General features: G+C 61.5%; 11 protein-coding genes and 2 pseudogenes. 3 read left to right on the top strand and 10 right to left on the bottom strand.

Annotated features, from left to right (window positions below; genetic code table 11):
* Window positions 1-37: 37 nt before the first annotated feature.
* The 3 genes from Q7W02_26475 to Q7W02_26465 all read left to right on the top strand — a co-directional run bounded on the left by Q7W02_26475 (window position 38) and on the right by Q7W02_26465 (window position 4,148).
* Entirely contained in the window at window positions 38-1,432 is a 1,395-nt protein-coding gene (locus Q7W02_26475) for an FAD-dependent oxidoreductase (GenBank protein MDO8479676.1), read from the top strand.
* A gap of 244 nt (window positions 1,433-1,676) precedes the next feature.
* Window positions 1,677-2,753, top strand: coding sequence for a MaoC family dehydratase N-terminal domain-containing protein (locus tag Q7W02_26470; GenBank protein MDO8479675.1), 1,077 nt, complete (start codon window positions 1,677-1,679; stop codon window positions 2,751-2,753).
* 150 nt (window positions 2,754-2,903) lie between these two features.
* The gene (locus tag Q7W02_26465) at window positions 2,904-4,148 is read left to right on the top strand and encodes a CoA transferase (GenBank protein MDO8479674.1); all 1,245 of its coding nucleotides are present in this window, start codon (window positions 2,904-2,906) and stop codon (window positions 4,146-4,148) included.
* 65 nt (window positions 4,149-4,213) lie between these two features.
* Here the strand turns inward: Q7W02_26465 and Q7W02_26460 are convergent, their stop codons facing one another.
* From Q7W02_26460 to Q7W02_26415, 10 genes and pseudogenes are all read right to left on the bottom strand, one after another.
* Entirely contained in the window at window positions 4,214-5,107 is an 894-nt protein-coding gene (locus Q7W02_26460) for a carbohydrate ABC transporter permease (protein ID MDO8479673.1), read from the bottom strand.
* A gap of 18 nt (window positions 5,108-5,125) precedes the next feature.
* Window positions 5,126-6,064, bottom strand: a complete 939-nt coding sequence (locus Q7W02_26455; GenBank protein ID MDO8479672.1) for a sugar ABC transporter permease — start codon at window positions 6,062-6,064, stop codon at window positions 5,126-5,128.
* A 94-nt stretch (window positions 6,065-6,158) separates the two neighbouring features.
* A complete protein-coding gene (locus tag Q7W02_26450) occupies window positions 6,159-7,457 on the bottom strand; it encodes an ABC transporter substrate-binding protein (protein MDO8479671.1) in 1,299 nt (432 codons plus the stop codon).
* A 378-nt stretch (window positions 7,458-7,835) separates the two neighbouring features.
* Window positions 7,836-8,669: an enoyl-CoA hydratase-related protein gene (locus Q7W02_26445; protein MDO8479670.1), complete on the bottom strand. Its 834-nt coding sequence runs from the start codon at window positions 8,667-8,669 to the stop codon at window positions 7,836-7,838.
* A 200-nt stretch (window positions 8,670-8,869) separates the two neighbouring features.
* Window positions 8,870-10,087 carry a CaiB/BaiF CoA-transferase family protein gene (locus tag Q7W02_26440; GenBank protein MDO8479669.1) on the bottom strand — a complete coding sequence of 406 codons (1,218 nt, stop codon included), beginning with the start codon at window positions 10,085-10,087 and terminating at the stop codon, window positions 8,870-8,872.
* An 18-nt stretch (window positions 10,088-10,105) separates the two neighbouring features.
* Window positions 10,106-10,558 carry a MaoC/PaaZ C-terminal domain-containing protein gene (locus Q7W02_26435; protein MDO8479668.1) on the bottom strand — a complete coding sequence of 151 codons (453 nt, stop codon included), beginning with the start codon at window positions 10,556-10,558 and terminating at the stop codon, window positions 10,106-10,108.
* A 320-nt stretch (window positions 10,559-10,878) separates the two neighbouring features.
* Entirely contained in the window at window positions 10,879-12,585 is a 1,707-nt protein-coding gene (locus Q7W02_26430; protein MDO8479667.1) for an FAD-binding protein, read from the bottom strand.
* Window positions 12,586-12,633: 48 nt separating this feature from the next.
* Window positions 12,634-13,461, bottom strand: coding sequence for an enoyl-CoA hydratase-related protein (locus Q7W02_26425; GenBank protein MDO8479666.1), 828 nt, complete (start codon window positions 13,459-13,461; stop codon window positions 12,634-12,636).
* 749 nt (window positions 13,462-14,210) lie between these two features.
* Window positions 14,211-15,509: pseudogene (locus Q7W02_26420) on the bottom strand (IS1380 family transposase).
* Between the two features lie 118 nt (window positions 15,510-15,627).
* Window positions 15,628-16,077 (bottom strand): annotated as a pseudogene (locus Q7W02_26415) (CoA transferase).
* Window positions 16,078-16,282: the final 205 nt, after the last annotated feature.

The following is a 16,282-nucleotide window of genomic DNA, read 5'->3' as shown; positions in this document are numbered from 1 at the left end:
CATCGGGCGGGGAACCCCCTCACACAGGAGTCACGACATGTCCGAGCGGGAAACAATCACTGAACCGGCCAGGGAAATCCCGGTCTTTCGGAAGTGCGACGTGTTGGTCGTTGGTGGTGGCCCCGCGGGCAGCGCCGCCGCCGCTTCGGCAGCCCGCATGGGTGCAGATACTGTCCTGGTTGAACGGTACGGTCACCTAGGTGGTATGTCTACAGGGGGATTTTGCCTCTGGATTGATCGGATGACCGGCTGGGATGGGCAGCAGGTGATCGCGGGATTTGCCAACGACTTGCTTGACCGTCTGCAGGGGGAGGCGTTGCTGGGTCCTCCGGCCAATATCTGGGGCTCAAAGGACCCGCAGCTCGTCGAGTACTGGCAAGATCGCCATGCCGCGTTTCACGGCACCATCACCTGGTCGCCGACCATCGATCCTGAAATGCTCAAGATTGCCTCGTTTGATCTGTTGGGGCAGCGGGGCGTCAAGCTGCTCATGCACTCTTGGGCCGTCGCCCCGATACAGGAGGGCCATGCGCTGCGTGGCGTGATCTTCGAGAGCAAGGCTGGGCGGCAGGCGCTCCTCGCGAAGGTCGTGATTGATGCGACCGGCGACGGCGATATCTTTGCCCTGGCCGGTTCAGAGTTCGCCACCGACGTCGTCGAAGAAGACATTCACCACATGATGAACGTGGCGTTTCTCTGGGATGGTACGGATATGCAGCGCTATCTGGACTTCCGCCGTGAGCACCCAGAGGAGTTTCGCGCCATTATGCAACGCGGACAGGAGTTCGCCGTGCACGATCGGCCCCATGCCATGCCACGCAACGATATGGCCTTGTTCATGGGGCCCCGCTTGAAGGGGTACAGCTGCCTCGATATTGAAGACTTGACCACCGTCGAGATCGAGTCTCGTAAGCGCATGTTGACCATGCTCGACTTCTATCGGCGCCACGTGCCGGGCTTTGAAAATGCCCGGGTCATGCAGACAGCTCCGCAGATGGGTGTACGCCACAGCCGCAGGCTGAGGGGAGTGGCCAAAATGACGCGCGACGATTGGATGACGGGCAAGCTCTACGATGATGAAATTGCTCTCTCCCCGCCTCCCAATCCCCGCCATCCCAACGTATCAATCCCGCTGGGATGCATGATACCCGCGAGTCTCGACAACCTTCTGGCTGCAGGCCGGAACCTGTCGTGTGATCCGGTCACGCACATCTTTATGCGCGAGGTGCCCAATTGCTGGGCTATGGGGCAGGCCGCCGGGGTTGCTGCGGCCGTTGCCGTCAGCGCCGGGGTGCGCGTGCGCGACGTTGATGTGCATGCGGTGCAACGCCAGTTAGTGAGAGAGGGTGTGGCGCTGCACAAGGAAGTGGGAGGCTCGATTCGCCGGGCGGACGTTGTCACGAATCAAGTCGTCGCCATGGGAGGTTTGTGAGCAGAGCTCTCATGAGTCATCCCCTGGCTCTCGCCGCCCGGGGGAGGATGCGAGCACTCCGCCCGCCGCTCTGTTGCGCCAGCACCGCACACGTTGAGGCGATGTCCAGCCGACGGCCCCGCGCCTCCACCATGGCGACTACGGTCTCCAGCGGGACGCGCCGACCAGACCAGCCAACTCGCCCATGTCTAGCGCACACCGAGCGCGCTGGCCTGCAATCGCCGAGCGGGAGTGGACCGCAGGCGTGTCATCACTGGATATCCCAGCTCAAGAAGAGGGGGCACGGATGGATGGCTCATTAATCACCGACGCCATGCGGGATATGATCGGGAGGTGGCAGGGAGAACCACATGTCGGCGGCCAGGTCCACCTGGACGATATCCGCAGGTTCGCCAAAGCGGTTGGCGATAACAACCCTCTCTGGCTCGACGTGGACTACGCCATGGGAACGCGCTGGCGAGGCATCATCGCACCACCGACTTTCGTCGATCGCTTCACGCCGTTCTATGTCTTGGCCGATGATAATTCCCAGGGCTATCTAGGAGGGCCGCTCCCCATCACGCGGCCCTTCAAGCATGGCTTCAGCGCTGGTGACGAATACGAGAGCTTCAGACCTGTGCGGCCCGGCGATTTCATCACGCTCACCACCAGGCTGGATGACGTCTTTGAAAAGCAGAGCCGCCCAGGCATAGGCCGCATGCTGTTGCTGAGATATGTCAAGGCGTACCGAAACCAGCGGAACGAGGTCGTGTCGGTGTGTCGATGGACGTCCGTGTGTTACGAGGGCCCGCCCGAGGGAGAACAGATTCCTGACACGTCCCAAACGCCAGCGCGCGCGCCCGCCATCGTCAACCCTGTCTCGCCCACCATCGAGACGGAAGAGCAATGGGCCGCGCAAGAGTCTTTCGAAGATGTGAAGGAGGGATGTGAGCTGCCATCGCTGAGCAGACTGCAAACGCAGAAGCGTTTTGTTCGGTATGCCCAGGCCAGCAATGATCTTTCAGACATCCACTATGACTATAAACTTATGCGGTCGCGCGGGATGCCCGACGTCATAGGACAGGGCGCGTTGAGCGCGGCGTACATTGCCAACATGGTGACGAATTGGTGTACCCCGGACGGCTTTCTGAAAAAGCTCAGTGTCCAGTACCGGCACTACAGCTTTCCGGGAGACGTGTTAACCACCAAAGGCGTGGTGACCAGTAAGCTACAGGAGCATGGCGACAACCTTGTGGCATGCGATGTCTGGGCCGAAAACCAGTACGGCCGTAAGGTGACGATTGGACAAGCAGTGGTCAGCCTGCCCGCACGCGAAAGGTGACCGACGAGGCGCCGTGGAGGCACAATATGGTCGGGCGGCAGGTCCGAATCAACGATTGCCCGAGCATCGACGCAGGGACCCGTGGGAATCATCCTATTATAAGCAGACAGTCCTGGGCATAGTGGCCCAGTAATGGAAGGAGGAGCGCGCGTGGCACTGCCATACGAAGGCGTGCGCATGCTTGACTTTACACAGTTGGAGCAAGGTCCTTCCGCCACTCAGGTCATGGCGGATTTCGGGGCAGACGTGATCAAGGTAGAGCGCATCGATGCCGGAGAGATTGGCCGCCGACAGATGCCGCAGATTCACGGCATGAGTTTCTACTTCTTGGCCAACAACCGTAACAAGCGCAGCCTGAGCCTCGACCTCCAGCAGCCAGAAGCCAAGGCGATTATCTACAAGCTCGTCAAAGCCGCTGATATTGTCGCGTCCAACTTTCGCCCAGGAGTCATGGATCGCCTGGGACTCGGTTACGAGAAGTTGAAGGCGATCAATCCCCGGATCATTTGGGCTGCTGCCTCCGGCTATGGCCTGACAGGTCCGTATGCGAAGCGTATTGGACAGGATCTGCTGGCCCAAGCTATGGGGGGACTGATGTCGATGACGGGCGAACCGGACGGTCCCCCCACCGCGACCGGTACCTGGATAGCGGACTATCTGGGTGCCATGTTGTTCGCGCAGGGCATGATGGTGGCGTTGGCTGCCCGGGAAAAGACCGGGCGTGGCCAGATCGTCGACTCTAACCTCCTGAACGGCATGATCGCCAGCCACCTCCAGGAGAACGCTGCCGTTCTCAATGTGGGCCAGAAGTACCCAAGACCCCCGCGCGGCGGCGGGCATGCGGGAAGCGGCCCGTTGTACGGCGTCTACGAGTGCAAAGCCGGCAAGTACTACGCCCTCATGGGTGTATTCGTCGACAACCCCCTCGACCAGCTCAGCAAAGCCCTTGATATCCAGCCCTCGCTCGCCGAGGATCCACGCTGGAAGGGCGTTGACATGAGAAGCGACGAAGCGTGGCAGCTCAGGCCCCTTTTGGAGAAGGCGTTCAAACAGTTCACCCGGGAGGAAGTCGAGAAACGATTTGCGGAGCACGATCTACCTCCCGGCCGTGTGTACGATCTCGACGAGGTCTTCCAGGATCCACAGGTGGTGCACAACGATATGGTGCTCACGGCCTCGCACCCGGCCTATGGACGCGTCAACCTGACCGGATTCCCCGTCAAGCTCTCCGAGACTCCGGCCACCTTGCGCCTACCGCCACCCACCGTGGGTGAGCACAACCTGGAGGTCTTGCGCGAGTGCGGGTACTCTGGCGAGGAGATCCGAGCTCTGCAAGCCCGGGGTGTGGTCGGCTCCGAACACCTCAAGTCGGCACCCCACGGCGCCGCCGCCTGACTCGCGGGTCACCGTGGCGAAGCTTCGCTCTGGTGTACCCGTGTGCCGTTCACTAACGCTCGGAGTCATCCTTTCAACCCGGTCCTGCTCATCCCCTTGATAATAAAGTCCTGGGCAAAGAAGAAGACCAGCAGAGGAAAGAGAACTGCCACCATCACGGAGGCCATGACCACTCCGTAGTCCATAGACGCGTACGACGAACGAAATTGCACCAGAGCCATGGGCAACGTCATCATATCGTCGCTCGAGACCACTATCAACGGCCAAAGAAAGGAATTCCAGTTCGTGATGAAGGAGAATATGGCCAATGTTGCCAAGGCTGGCTTGCTGAGAGGAATGATGATCCGCAGGAAGATATAGAAGTAGCCCGCCCCATCGACGAGCGCGGCTTCCTGCAGTTCCTTGGGAATACTGACCATAAACTGCCGAAGAAGAAATACCCCAAACGCGTTGCCGATACCTGGTAGCACGAGCGCCATATAGGTGTCCAACCAGTTCATCTTGTACATGAGAAGATATAGCGGGACCATAAGCGTGTCAGAAGGCACCATGATGCTGGAAAGGACCACAAGGAACAGAAAATTTCTGCCTCTAAACTCGAGCCGGGCAAAGACAAACGCGGCAAAGGAGCTCGTGGTGAGGACCAACAATGTATAGGACACGGCCGCAATCAGGCTGGTCTTGAAGGAGTTGAAGATGTTGACTGCTCGTGCCGGGTCGATTAACTCATGGTAATTCGCTAGCGTGGGTGGGTTGGGTATCCAGCTCACCCGGGGCGTGAGGATCGTCCATTCATGCTTCAGCGAGGTCACGAGCATCCAGAGGAGCGGCGCTCCCCACAGCAGAGCCAGCAAGACCAGGAGGACGAAGAAGGGAGTCGCTTTTATCCCTTTGAGCGCCTTGCTGCGCGCAGTGGTGGTTGACACGCGGCCGAGTCCTTGACGCCGGAGGTGCAGCATGGTGGGTCCCCTTACGGGTTATCGGTCATAGGCGCTCGAGAGACGGAGATATCTGAGCTGAAACAGGGAGAAAGAGAGAATAAGAAAGAACAGAATCCAGCCGATAGCCGAGCCCGACCCGAGGTTGTAATAGGAAAACGCCGTTTCATACAAATACTGGAGCAACACCCGAGTGCTGCCGTAGGGGCCCCCTTGGGTGACCAGATATACTTGGTCGAACATGCTGAAAGTGGCGATGAGTCGGATGATGATCACAAATACCATCACCGGGCGGAGAAGGGGAAGGGTGATATAGCGAAAGCATTGCCAGGATCCGGCTCCGTCGACACGGGCGGCCTCATAGAATTGATCCGGGATATCCTCTATGCCAGCTAAGAAGACCACCGTGGCGAGTCCCACACGCCACCAGACGGTGATGAGAACAATGACACAGATGGCGACGACGGTGCTCGTTTCCAAGGAAAACGACTGAATCCCGAGCTTGCCAAGGTAGTAATTGACGAGTCCAGAAGGCAAAAAGATAAATTGAAAGAGTATGGCCGTTGCCGCACCGCTGATGAAGTAAGGGGTGACGAAGACGGCTCGAAAGAGAGCTTTCCCTTTGAGGGGATAACTCAACAAGAGGGCAAGGCCGAGGGCGACGATCACGACCACCGGGACATTGAGAGCGACGAAAAGGAGTGTGTTTTTTAGGCTGGTGAGAAACACAGGGTCATGGAGAAAGAGGTTAATATAGTTTCTGAATCCCACGAAATTACTGGTCCCCTTTATGAGGTGATAATCGGTGAAGCTGAGATAGAACCCGTGCAGGAGAGGCCAGACGAAGAGAAGCAAGAAGGGGATAGCGAAGGGAAGTAGGAAGAGAAAGGGGAGGATGTCTGTCGTGCGGAGCTTGATTCTTCGTCGCTCGATCTTGTCTCCGGTCATCGGCAGAGTGACGTCACGATGCTGTGCCATAGTCGACCCCTGAAAGCGGGCGGAAGGGGGAAGGGCCCAGCGGGGCTCTCCCCCTTCGCGTCCGCGTCATCAGCGCGGCTAGTGTCTCCTGAGGTTATTTTGCCAGAGCGGCGTTTACGCGTTTCTCGGCGGTGGTTAACACCTCTTTGATGGGGATATCGTTCCGCCAGATAGCCTTGGAGAACTCGGCGAAGAAGATATCCTCTGCCTCACGCATTGCTTCTACGGCTGGCAGGAAGCGGATATATTTCTGTTGTTCCGTCCAGAGAACCAATGTCGTGATCTTCGGGTCACGCTGTTCGCGTGCCCAGGCCTCGATCGGCTTACTGATGGTGCCATACGCGGGGAACCAGAGCTTATTGCCCTCTTTGAAGAACCAGGCGGTGAACTTCAAGGCCGCTTGAAACTGCGCTTTGTCTTCCGATCTCCGAATCGGGTAGATCCAGACATGGTTGCTGCCGTAGATGCTCTTCACTTTGTCAAAGATCCAGGGAATCTTGGCCACATCGAAATGGGTTCCCTTCTCTGCATTCTGCTGCAACATCTTGCTGACTTCCCAGGGGCCATTGATGTGCATCGCCTGGCGGCCGGCATAGAATTCGTCCTGGGGGGCCGTTCCCCGTCCTGGGTCGGGGGGACAGACTTTATACTTGAAGATGAGGTCTCGTCCGAACTGAAGCGCCGCTTCCGCTTCCGGCGTATTGAACGCCGCCTTTTTGCGATCGGAGGTCAGATACTGTCCTCCGTTCTGCCAGATCCAAGTATGATAGTCGGGATGGGTTCGTGTTCGGGGACAAAACCCCCACTGATCGATCTTGCCGTCACCATCTAGATCCCTGGTGAGCTTCACAGCGGCGCTGACGAACTCCTCCCGGTTGGTCGGGGGCTTATTCGGATCCAACCCGGCGGCCTTGAACATGTCCCTGTTGTAATAAAGATTCACGGTACCGGTGGATTCAGCAATGCCGAGTCGCTCACCCTCAAATACCCCCAGGTTCCAGGGCGTCTCGTAGAAATCCGCCTTCTTAATGCCAAGCTTGGCGAGTTCCTCATCCGTCAGACGGTGGATTTTGCCCTTGAAGGCCGGGACCTCCCAGTCATGGAGCGCGAGGAGAGCCGGTGGTGCCCCGGCAACCATCGCGGTCGCCACTTTGGTGGTGAGGTCAGCTCCCCATCCGGGCACGCGAAACGCGACTTCGACATCGGGGCTCTGCTTGTTGAAAGCCTCCACCACCGAGGCCATGACCTTTCCATCCGGTCCGGTGTAATAGGTCCAAAACTCGATCTTGGTCTTTTGTGCCGCCTCGGCGGTCGCTCCCCACACGCCGAGGCAGAGAATACACAAGGCAACAATGGCCGCGTTCTTTCCCATCACTCGGACGTTACTCGTCATGTCGGTTCTCCTTTGCGACACCATCGTACGCACATACCTCTCTCCGCTCTCCTCTGACGATAGAAATGATCTTGCTCTTCGACACCGGGGTCCTCCTCTGTCCCCAGGCGCCTGGTGTTCTTCCTGAGTCCTCGGTGGCTGCGCGAGCCGTTGCCGGCGGCCTCTCCGCGGCCACCGCGCGCGATTGCGAACAGGCGAGGACCTCACTTGGCGTCCTGCGATCGCTCTTCATCTGGTTCCGGACTCGATTCCGACTCGATTCGATCTCTACCCGCACGAAAGCACCTCTTGCGTACAGGAAAAGCAGCGTATTGTCCACAGGAAAATCGGCCGATTCGGACATCGCCCGTCAGCGGCCGGAGGAGGAGGCCAGTAACATTATTGCCCTTTCCAAACTGGCTTCCGCTTCTCCACAAACGCCCGCGGCCCCTCCCTCGACTTCCAGTCCTCTGATTCGCGCAGCTTGGCCCCCACTCGATCGTCGAGGTCCCACGCCCGTATCCCCTGGGTGTCCGGGTATTCAAGGGGCAGATCCAGGCTCTTGGTCACCATCTCCTTAATAATCCGCACTGCGACCGGCGAGTTCTCGTTGACCTTGTCCGCCATCGCTATCGCTTCCTGCATGAGCTGGGCGGGGGGCACCATCTTGTTGATCAGCCCCATCCTCAGGGATTCCTCGGCGGTGATGTGTTCCCCCGTGAGGAGCATCTGCATGGCTAGCTTGGGAGGAATGTGCCGCGGCAGACGATGGACCCCACCGGACCCGGGATAGCCGCCGATGTTTCTGATTTCCGGCATCCCGAAGCTGGCCGTGTGCGATGCGATGGCCATATCGCAGGCCATGGCGATCTCCAACCCGCCGCCCAGGCAGTAGCCGTTGACGGCTGCGATGATAGGTTTCCAGATCTCCCGGTGGACCATCCCGCCTTCTTGGAAACGGGAATCGCTGGCCTCTCTCTTTGAGTTGGTCATCGCCCGCTGCTCTTCCGTCAGCGAGGCCATGGCCTTGATGTCAGACCCGGCACAGAAGGCCTTATCACCCGCGCCGGTCAATATGGCGCTCCACACCTCGGGATCCGCCATGAAGTCCGTCCAGATGTCATAGAGCTCCGCGTTGGCGGCGTAGTTCACCGCGTTCATCACCTGGGGGCGATTGATGGTCACAAACGCGATCCTTCCCTTCTTCTCGTAGAGGGCGTACTCGTATGCCATGGTAACCTCCGTCCTTCCCCAAACGTTGCCGGGGCTGCGACGTTGTGAGCAGCCGGGTTTCGGTCCCTTTGTCTGCCCAGGTGACCCGGTGTCCCTAACCTCTGGCGCGCAAGAGTAGGTCGCGGCGACGTCACCCCCGACGCGTCGAAGTCGTCGGCCGGTGGTTTCCCACCCAGGCGCGGTCGTATACCGACGTGCGTTTAGACGACGTGTTCTTTCTCCAATGCCGCGATCTCTTCCTGGCTGTAGCCGATAGACTTCAAGATCTCCTCGGTATGCTGCCCTAGCGTAGGTGGGGCCGTGCGGACTTGCGCGGGAGTCTTGGAGAGCTTATAGGGTACGCCCGGCAACTTCAGGGGCCCGATCGGGCTTTGCACCGTCACGACCATGTCATTGTGCAAGACCTGCGGATCGTTGAAGACTTCGGGAAGACGCCTGACCGGTGCCACCCACAGGTCCTCTTTCTCCATCAGTGATAACCACTCGGCAGTTGTCTTCCGGCTCAACGCCTGCTCGATGATGCGCTCCATCTCGGCGCGATTCTGGTCACGCTTCCAGTCCGTATCAAAGCGCGGATCGTCAGCCAGATTCGGGAGCCCCAATACCTTCGACAAGGCCGGCGTCTTGTGGCCACCGGATATGGTGATATAGCCGTCCTTCGTCCTATAGATGCCGTAAGGGGTCGGAAGGTAGGGACAGGCGTGCATGGGGGTGCCGCGTTGGGGCTCGATGCCTGTATTCAGGAAATGCACTGCCACCTCTGAGAGCGCCGCGATGGTGCCGTCCAGGAGACTCACGTCGACTTGCTGTCCCTCACCCGTGAGCTGTCGATGATACAGGGCGGCCAGCACCCCAACGGCCCCATACACGGCTCCCATGAGGTCTGAGATGGAAAACCCGATGGCCATCGGACGCCCGTCCGCGGTGGCGTTGACGGCATCGAATCCACCCAGAGCTTGCGCCAGCAGGTCCTGTCCCGGTTTGTGAACGTAAGGGCCATCCGGTCCATAACCCGTGGCCGAGGCATAGATGATCGAGGGATTGATCTTGCAGCAATCGTCGTAGCCGAAGCCAAGGCGCGCCATCACGCCGGGCCGAAAGTTCTGGTAGACCACGTCGGACGTTTTGAGCAGTCGACGGACGATCGCTTTGCCTTTTTCCTGTCTCAGGTCGACTCTGATGCTCTTCTTGTTCCGATTGTGAGCCAGGAAGGTGGCGGCCATGAAGGTACTGTCCTCCTGCGTCTTGCCATAGCCGCCATGTAGGCCGTAGCGCACATCCGGACGGCTGCCGGGCAGATGGGGTCTTTCTACTTTGATGACCTCGGCTCCCAGGTCCGCGAGCATCTGCGTCGCGTGAGGCCCCTGCATCATGATGGTGAAATCCGTAATTCTGACGTTCGCCAAGGGTAGGGTCATCGCAGGGAGCCTCCCGAATCACTCGCACTTGCGTTTCACCATGAGGCGATGTTCCCCTCGGTGGACGACCTCTCCGCGCTGATTCATCAACTCGCAGGCGAGATACACGATACCCTGGTCTGGCTTCCGGGTTTCCCGCTTCCTGGCCACCTTGAAGTGCACGGTCACCGTGTCTCCGATCCGGATCGGGCCGGCGAAGTCCCAGGTCCAGCCCAAGGAGGCGAGCCCCTCCACGCGAAACGCATCTGTCCGCCCCTTGAGCCCGTCGGTAATCGCCAGTCCCAACAGACCATGGGCAACCCGCGTCCCAAAAATGCTGGTCTTTCCATACTCCTCGTCCATATGGAGCCGACTGAAATCGCTGGATATCCCCGCGAACTGCACGATATGCGCCTCGGTGATCGTGATCGAGGGCGAGACATGGGCCTCACCCACTTGAACATCTTCGTAGTGCCGTCGTCCGGTGCTCATGCGTTCTCCTCCCATCGGCTGCGGCCATTGCCCTCGGATATTCCGGTTCCCGGCGGACGCGAGCTCCGGCGTGTCTATGTCTTGTCGAGGCCACCCCCTGTCATGAGCGACGTTCTCGTCTGTTTCTTAAGGTGTTCTTGGCCCCCATCGTCGCTAGTGCCCCCGGTGTGATCACACCACTGATCATCCCCACGATGAGGGCGACCGTGAATCGGGACCGGAGCGGTCGTGTCCGCGGCGTACGCCAATGCTGGATCATGACGCTTCCCCCTTTCATGCTGTCTCTGCCCGAGGTACCCGTCGCTCCAGCACGGCAATGCTTAGCCCCACCGGCGCCCCCACATGTCAGTCGTCCTGGGCTTCCACTCGGGATCGATGGCCCGCGTGTCAGTGCGCATCTGCCCGTCTCGCCTGCTGATCGAGACGACCTTCAGCCAGCGCGAATCGTCCTGGTCTGGGAACTCCGACCGGTAATGGCCTCCTCGGCTCTCCTCGCGCACGACGCAGGCGCGGGCCACCATCTCCGCGGCGCGGAGACCGTTACGGAGCTCCACCGCTCGTGCCAGCTCCAGCGGCGTCCGAATGTCGAGGCGGGGAAGGTCCTCATGGCGCACGCGACCGATCTCCCGCAAGGCTCCCTCGATCCCTTCGCGTGAGCGTGGCAGCAACAGTTCATTCCAGGCCAGTGCCGCGAGCGCCTCCACGGCTTGCCCCACGTGCACCCCCCCTGGCCGTGGGCACCGCAAGGCGCTCTCCAACCTGGCCACCTGGTCCTGATCAATGGACAGATGGTCCGCCTCCGCCGCCCGACGCGCTGCCCGGCGACCGGCGCGAGCCCCGAACACCTGCGAGGCCAGCAGCATGTTGCCGCCCATGCGGTCGGCCCCATGCGGGCCCGCCGCCACCTCGCCCACTGCAAAGAGGCCCGACACGGTCGTCTCTCCGGCCGCATCGATCCGCAAGCCACCGTTACAGCAGTGATGACAGACGCCAATCTCAACGGGACCACGGTCCCATTGAATGCCCCGGTAGCGGTACCACTCGAGAAGCTCGGGCCGGATCTGGTAGCCGGGGTCATGCACCTCCACAAACACCCCGCCCCTGGGGGTCCCACGGCCCGCTTTGGCTTCGCTGACGATGGCGAGATCGATGTAGCGCGAAAGGCGATCCCGAGTGCTGAAGGGATGGTGCAGGCGTCTCTGATCTATGCACGCCTTGACCGTGGCGCCCGCGGGTGCGTATCGCGCCAGGAACTCCTCGCCCCGGACGTTGGTCACACGTGGATAGGACTCCCACATCCAGCTGTGGACGAGATTGACCGTCGGGGAAACGGTGCCGATGAAGATTTGATGGAACTCCATATTGAACAGCTCAGCCCCGGCTTCGTAACCCACCGCGTAACCATCCCCGGTGACGCAGGAAGGATGGAAGTTGAGCGAGAACAATCGGCCGAGTCCCCCCGTGGCCAGAATGGTTGAAGCCGCCTTGATGGCCAGCACCTTGCCGCTCTCCTCGTCCACGGCCAGCGCGCCTACGCAGGTGCCGTCTCTGACCAGGAGATCGGTGACCACGGTTCTTTCCCGCACCGCGATGTCGCTTCTGCGAACAACGCTCTGCAACGTCACTACGATGGGGACGCCATGCGTCCTGACGCCGTAGCCCTCGGCGAACGTCGGCACCATGCCCCACTCCTCGAGGGCGCGGCGCGTCTCAAGGGCCTGATCCACCAGGACACGGACGAGTCGGGGGTCGGCCATGCCGAGACCGCACTGGAGGATATCTTCGTACGCTTGGTCCGGGTCGAGTCGGTCGCCGGGCGTCCTCTGCGGCAGGCCGACCGGACGCATGGACCCGGTCTCGGAGACCCCGACGGCCGTCGCGCCTCCTCCCCTGACCCCGATCGCGCCGAACCGGCCCTTGACGGCAAGCACGACCTTGGCCCCCGCCAGATGGGCCTCATAGGCCGCCCGCATGCCGGCGCCACCCGCGCCCACGACCAGCACATCGGTTTCAAGGAGCTCGGCCATCCGCTCTCCTCCTCGCGTCCCGTTCAACGCTCGGGCCCGCTGCCAATATCAGCGGCCTTTCCAGACCGGCTTTCGTTTCTCCACGAACGCCCGCGGCCCCTCCCGGGATTTCCAGTCCTCCGACTCGCGGAGCTTGGTCCCCACGATCTCCTCCAGCTCCCAGGCGTGTCGCCCCTGGTCATCCGGATATTCGAGCGGTAAGTCCAGGCTCTTGGCGACCATCTCCTTGATGACCCGCACGGCCACGGGCGGCCTTTCATTGATCTGATCGGCCACGGAGATGGCCTCGGCCATGAGCTGGGCGGAGGGAACAACCTTGTTGACCAGCCCCCACCGATAGGCTTCCTCCGCCGTGATGGGCTCTCCCGTGAGGAGCATCTGCATCGCAACCTTGAGCGGGACATGTCTGGGAAGACGGTGAATCCCGCCAGAACCCGGATACCCTCCGATGTTCTTGACCTCGGGCGTCCCGAAGCGGGCGTGGGCGGCGGCGATGATGATGTCGCAGGCCATCGCGATCTCCAGCCCGCCCCCCAGGCAATAGCCGTTGACGGCCGCGATCACCGGCTTCCAGATCTCCCGGTGGACCAGGCCCCCGAACTGGATGCGGGAGCCGCTCGCCTCTCTCACGGAGTTAGGCACCCGGTCCTTCTCCGGCAGCGTGGCCATGTGCTTGATGTCGGCCCCGGCGCAGAACGCCCGCTCCCCTGCGCCCGTCACGATGGCCGTCCACACCTCCCTGTCTTCGAGGAAATTCGTCCAGATGTCGTAGAGCTCCTCGTGGGCCGGGTAGTGCAGCGCATTCATCACTTCGGGGCGATTGATGGTCACGAAGGCCGTGCGCCCTCGCTTCTCGTAAAGAGCGTATTTGTACATCTCGACCCCCCTCCCTGGTCCGGTATGCGTGGCCAGTCCGCTTAGGAGATGCCCTCCGCGCCGGAAGTTGTCAAGTCGAATGAGACAGTCGTGCTGTTGTTCTATGAAAATGCCACCCCTCTAATCGCTATAGCCAATCTACCATCCGGTAAGGCTGCATTGCGGTATGCTAGGCGGCGCTCGCGCCGGGTCCAATGAGCCATGCGCATCATTTTTATGGGCCAATCGGGAGGGAGTGGGGCATGTCGACTTTGACGTCACCCCGGGAAACTGGCCCGCCGGCAGTGGGAATGTTCCGGCAAGCCTTGAGGTCCGGAGCGGCTCACAGCCTAGGCGCCATGGCCGAAGCCCGGACCAGACTTGGGGAGCGGCTCAATGAGGTGTTCGGGAGGTTCTCCGACGGGGCCCACGCAGGGGTCTCGAGGTAGGGCCTGAAGAGGGTCTTAGCCGAGATTTCCGATATGGACCCACGTCTCCTCTCCCTGGTGGCGTTGAACGGGCGGATCACCCCGTCGCTCAGCTCGTTCATCCTTTCCGGCAGGTTGAGGGAAGTCATGCTCGCGACGCATGGACCGTCCGCGGCCTCGCGCTTGTGAGTTTGGTCAATCCGACGGCCCTGTTCAGAGACACCTCCGCTGCTTCGACCCCTGCTGCTCATCGGCCCCGCTCCTGCTGTGGGGCTCTCGATCACGTGGGGTGCCACGCGAGTCGCTCGATGCGCCCGAGGATCTGCCCAAAGAGGGTCCTGGTCAAGTGGCTTTCGGCGACAGTGGCTTTCGGCGAGCGCGTTCGGCCAGCTGGAGGATACAGTACCGCGCATGCCGGAGGAGGCGCCCGCCGGTCTTGAACAGCCGCTGCTGCAAGCTCGTCAGCGACCAACTCTGCATGGTCAGGGGGAGAGCGAGCCGACGCAGGAGGGTGCCGAGATTGTCGGTGATGACCCCGAGGAGCCACCGCACCTCGTCGGCCCGGAAGCCGTGGCACGAGAGACGCGTCCACCGGGCGGCTTCTTTGCCCTCCGTGATCCACTGCTCCGCCGTCCCGCGCTGGTTGTAGAAGTGAACGACGGCCCGGTTCGTCCCGGTCAGGGTGGTGACGATGAAGCCCACCCGGGGAAAGAGTTCGCCCAGGTGATGCTCGACCTTGGCGATCACCCGCCGCGGCCGGTCCCAGGAAGCGGCCTGATACTGGACGCTGCGATACCGGACAAGCGGAGCGTAACTTGGTCTGCCGCGGGGCCGGACGAGCAGATCTTCGATGGCCCGCTCCAGGACGTCGTTCGCCGGGAGGCGGATCGCATACTTCACCCCCCGGCGTTCCAGCGCCTCGTAGAGGGCGGGCAGGGCAAACGCCGCGTCGGCGCGGACGACGATGGTTGGCCCTCCGGCTTGGCAGCGATCAATGACGGGGAGGAGGACCTTATCCCACCCGTCAGCACTGTGGACGTTGCCAGGCCGGAGCGTGGCGGCCAGGCAATCGCCGTCTTGATTGAAAACGAGGGGGGGGGGATAGCAGACGGACTCGAAGTGGCCGTTGTAGGCGGACTGCTCTTGGGCCCCGTGGACCGGACTCTCGGAGCTATCGATATCGAGGATCACGCGCCGGGTCGGTGATCGCGTCGCGGCGTGCTAGATCAATGTCGTATTGAGGCGAGCGAGTCCTTGGTAGTTCCGCTCCTCAGCGAGGACGTCCGTCTCGAACCAGTGCAGGGTAGAGGTGAGGGCGACACTGGTCTCCCTCCGCTCGCGCGAGGCCAGCATCCGAAAGGCCGGGTTTTCGGCCAGCCGCTCGGCGTCGTTGGTGTCCTCGTAGCCCGCCAGGCGGTTGTAGATGGACTGGCGGAAGAGGTCCGGTAACGGAAATTGACGATTGTGCCCGGTGCGGGGGTCGGTGAGGTGCCGTTCGATCAGGGCGCCCAGACCAAGTCGTTCGTCCAACTCGCGTGACAACAGCAGCCCTGCGTCGGAGGTCACCGTCGCGCCATGGAACTCGACGCGGAGTTGAGGATTAAACGAGAGGCGAACCGGGCCAGATGTCGCGTCACCCATTGGGTGGTGCCCTCCGCGTCAGCGAGGAGCCCCCGAGAGCCGCGTTTCTTGCGGATGTTGAGCAATTATGGCCTGGTCCATTCACGTCTCAAAACGAAAATGTGGGCTTAACTGTTCAGCGCGGATCGTGGATCAGCTCGGGGCGCTCCACCGCCTCCAGGATCCGCTCGGCGATGGACTGGGCGCTGCCCGACAGCACCACCCAGTGCCCGTCGGCGGTCCTGTAGGTGTTGCGCGGCGCCGAGTCGGCGATGCGGTTGCCCGTGCGGCCGCGCACCGTGCCGAGCTGATCGTACTCGAGCAGCATGGGCTCCATGAAGCGCATCAGCCCGTCGTAGAGCGCGAGGTCGATCTCCTGGCCCTCCCCGCCGTGATGGTCCCGGTGGTAGAGCGCGATCATCACCGCATAGGTGCCGAAGGCCGCCGCGATGCCGTCGGCCAGGGCCAGCGGCGGCAGCGTGGGCGGCGTGTCCGGCTGGCCCGTCACGTGGGCGAATCCGCTCATGGCCTCGGCGAGCGTGCCGAAGCCCGGGCGCGGCGCGTAAGGCCCCGTCTGGCCGAAGAGCGTAGATAACATAAAACCCGTTCTCAGTCATGGCCCGCCTCGCCCGAGGGTCCTCCCTCGGGATCTGCCTTGTCACAGAAGAGGTCGGAGTCGTCGAAGCGGCAATCCCTCAGGTAGACCGTCCGGCCCTCGAGCGTGGGCAGGCGCGGGGCCCGCGTCTTGCGGGTCCCCTTCGGGGCGAAGCCCGTCGGGCTCAGGACCGCGATCT

The sequence above is a fragment of the Candidatus Rokuibacteriota bacterium genome (assembly GCA_030647435.1).
In the GTDB taxonomy this organism is placed as follows: domain Bacteria; phylum Methylomirabilota; class Methylomirabilia; order Rokubacteriales; family CSP1-6; genus AR37.
This window is presented reverse-complemented; position numbering and strand designations above follow the sequence as displayed.

Coding starts and splice junctions, on each gene's coding strand:
- Q7W02_26435 (MDO8479668.1), bottom strand. CDS start 10,558: ATGAGCACCGGACGACGGCACTACGAAGATGTTCAAGTGGGTGAGGCC.
- Q7W02_26445 (MDO8479670.1), bottom strand. CDS start 8,669: ATGGCATACGAGTACGCCCTCTACGAGAAGAAGGGAAGGATCGCGTTT.
- Q7W02_26430 (MDO8479667.1), bottom strand. CDS start 12,585: ATGGCCGAGCTCCTTGAAACCGATGTGCTGGTCGTGGGCGCGGGTGGC.
- Q7W02_26475 (MDO8479676.1), top strand. CDS start 38: ATGTCCGAGCGGGAAACAATCACTGAACCGGCCAGGGAAATCCCGGTC.
- Q7W02_26425 (MDO8479666.1), bottom strand. CDS start 13,461: ATGTACAAATACGCTCTTTACGAGAAGCGAGGGCGCACGGCCTTCGTG.
- Q7W02_26440 (MDO8479669.1), bottom strand. CDS start 10,087: ATGACCCTACCCTTGGCGAACGTCAGAATTACGGATTTCACCATCATG.
- Q7W02_26460 (MDO8479673.1), bottom strand. CDS start 5,107: ATGCTGCACCTCCGGCGTCAAGGACTCGGCCGCGTGTCAACCACCACT.
- Q7W02_26450 (MDO8479671.1), bottom strand. CDS start 7,457: ATGACGAGTAACGTCCGAGTGATGGGAAAGAACGCGGCCATTGTTGCC.
- Q7W02_26455 (MDO8479672.1), bottom strand. CDS start 6,064: ATGGCACAGCATCGTGACGTCACTCTGCCGATGACCGGAGACAAGATC.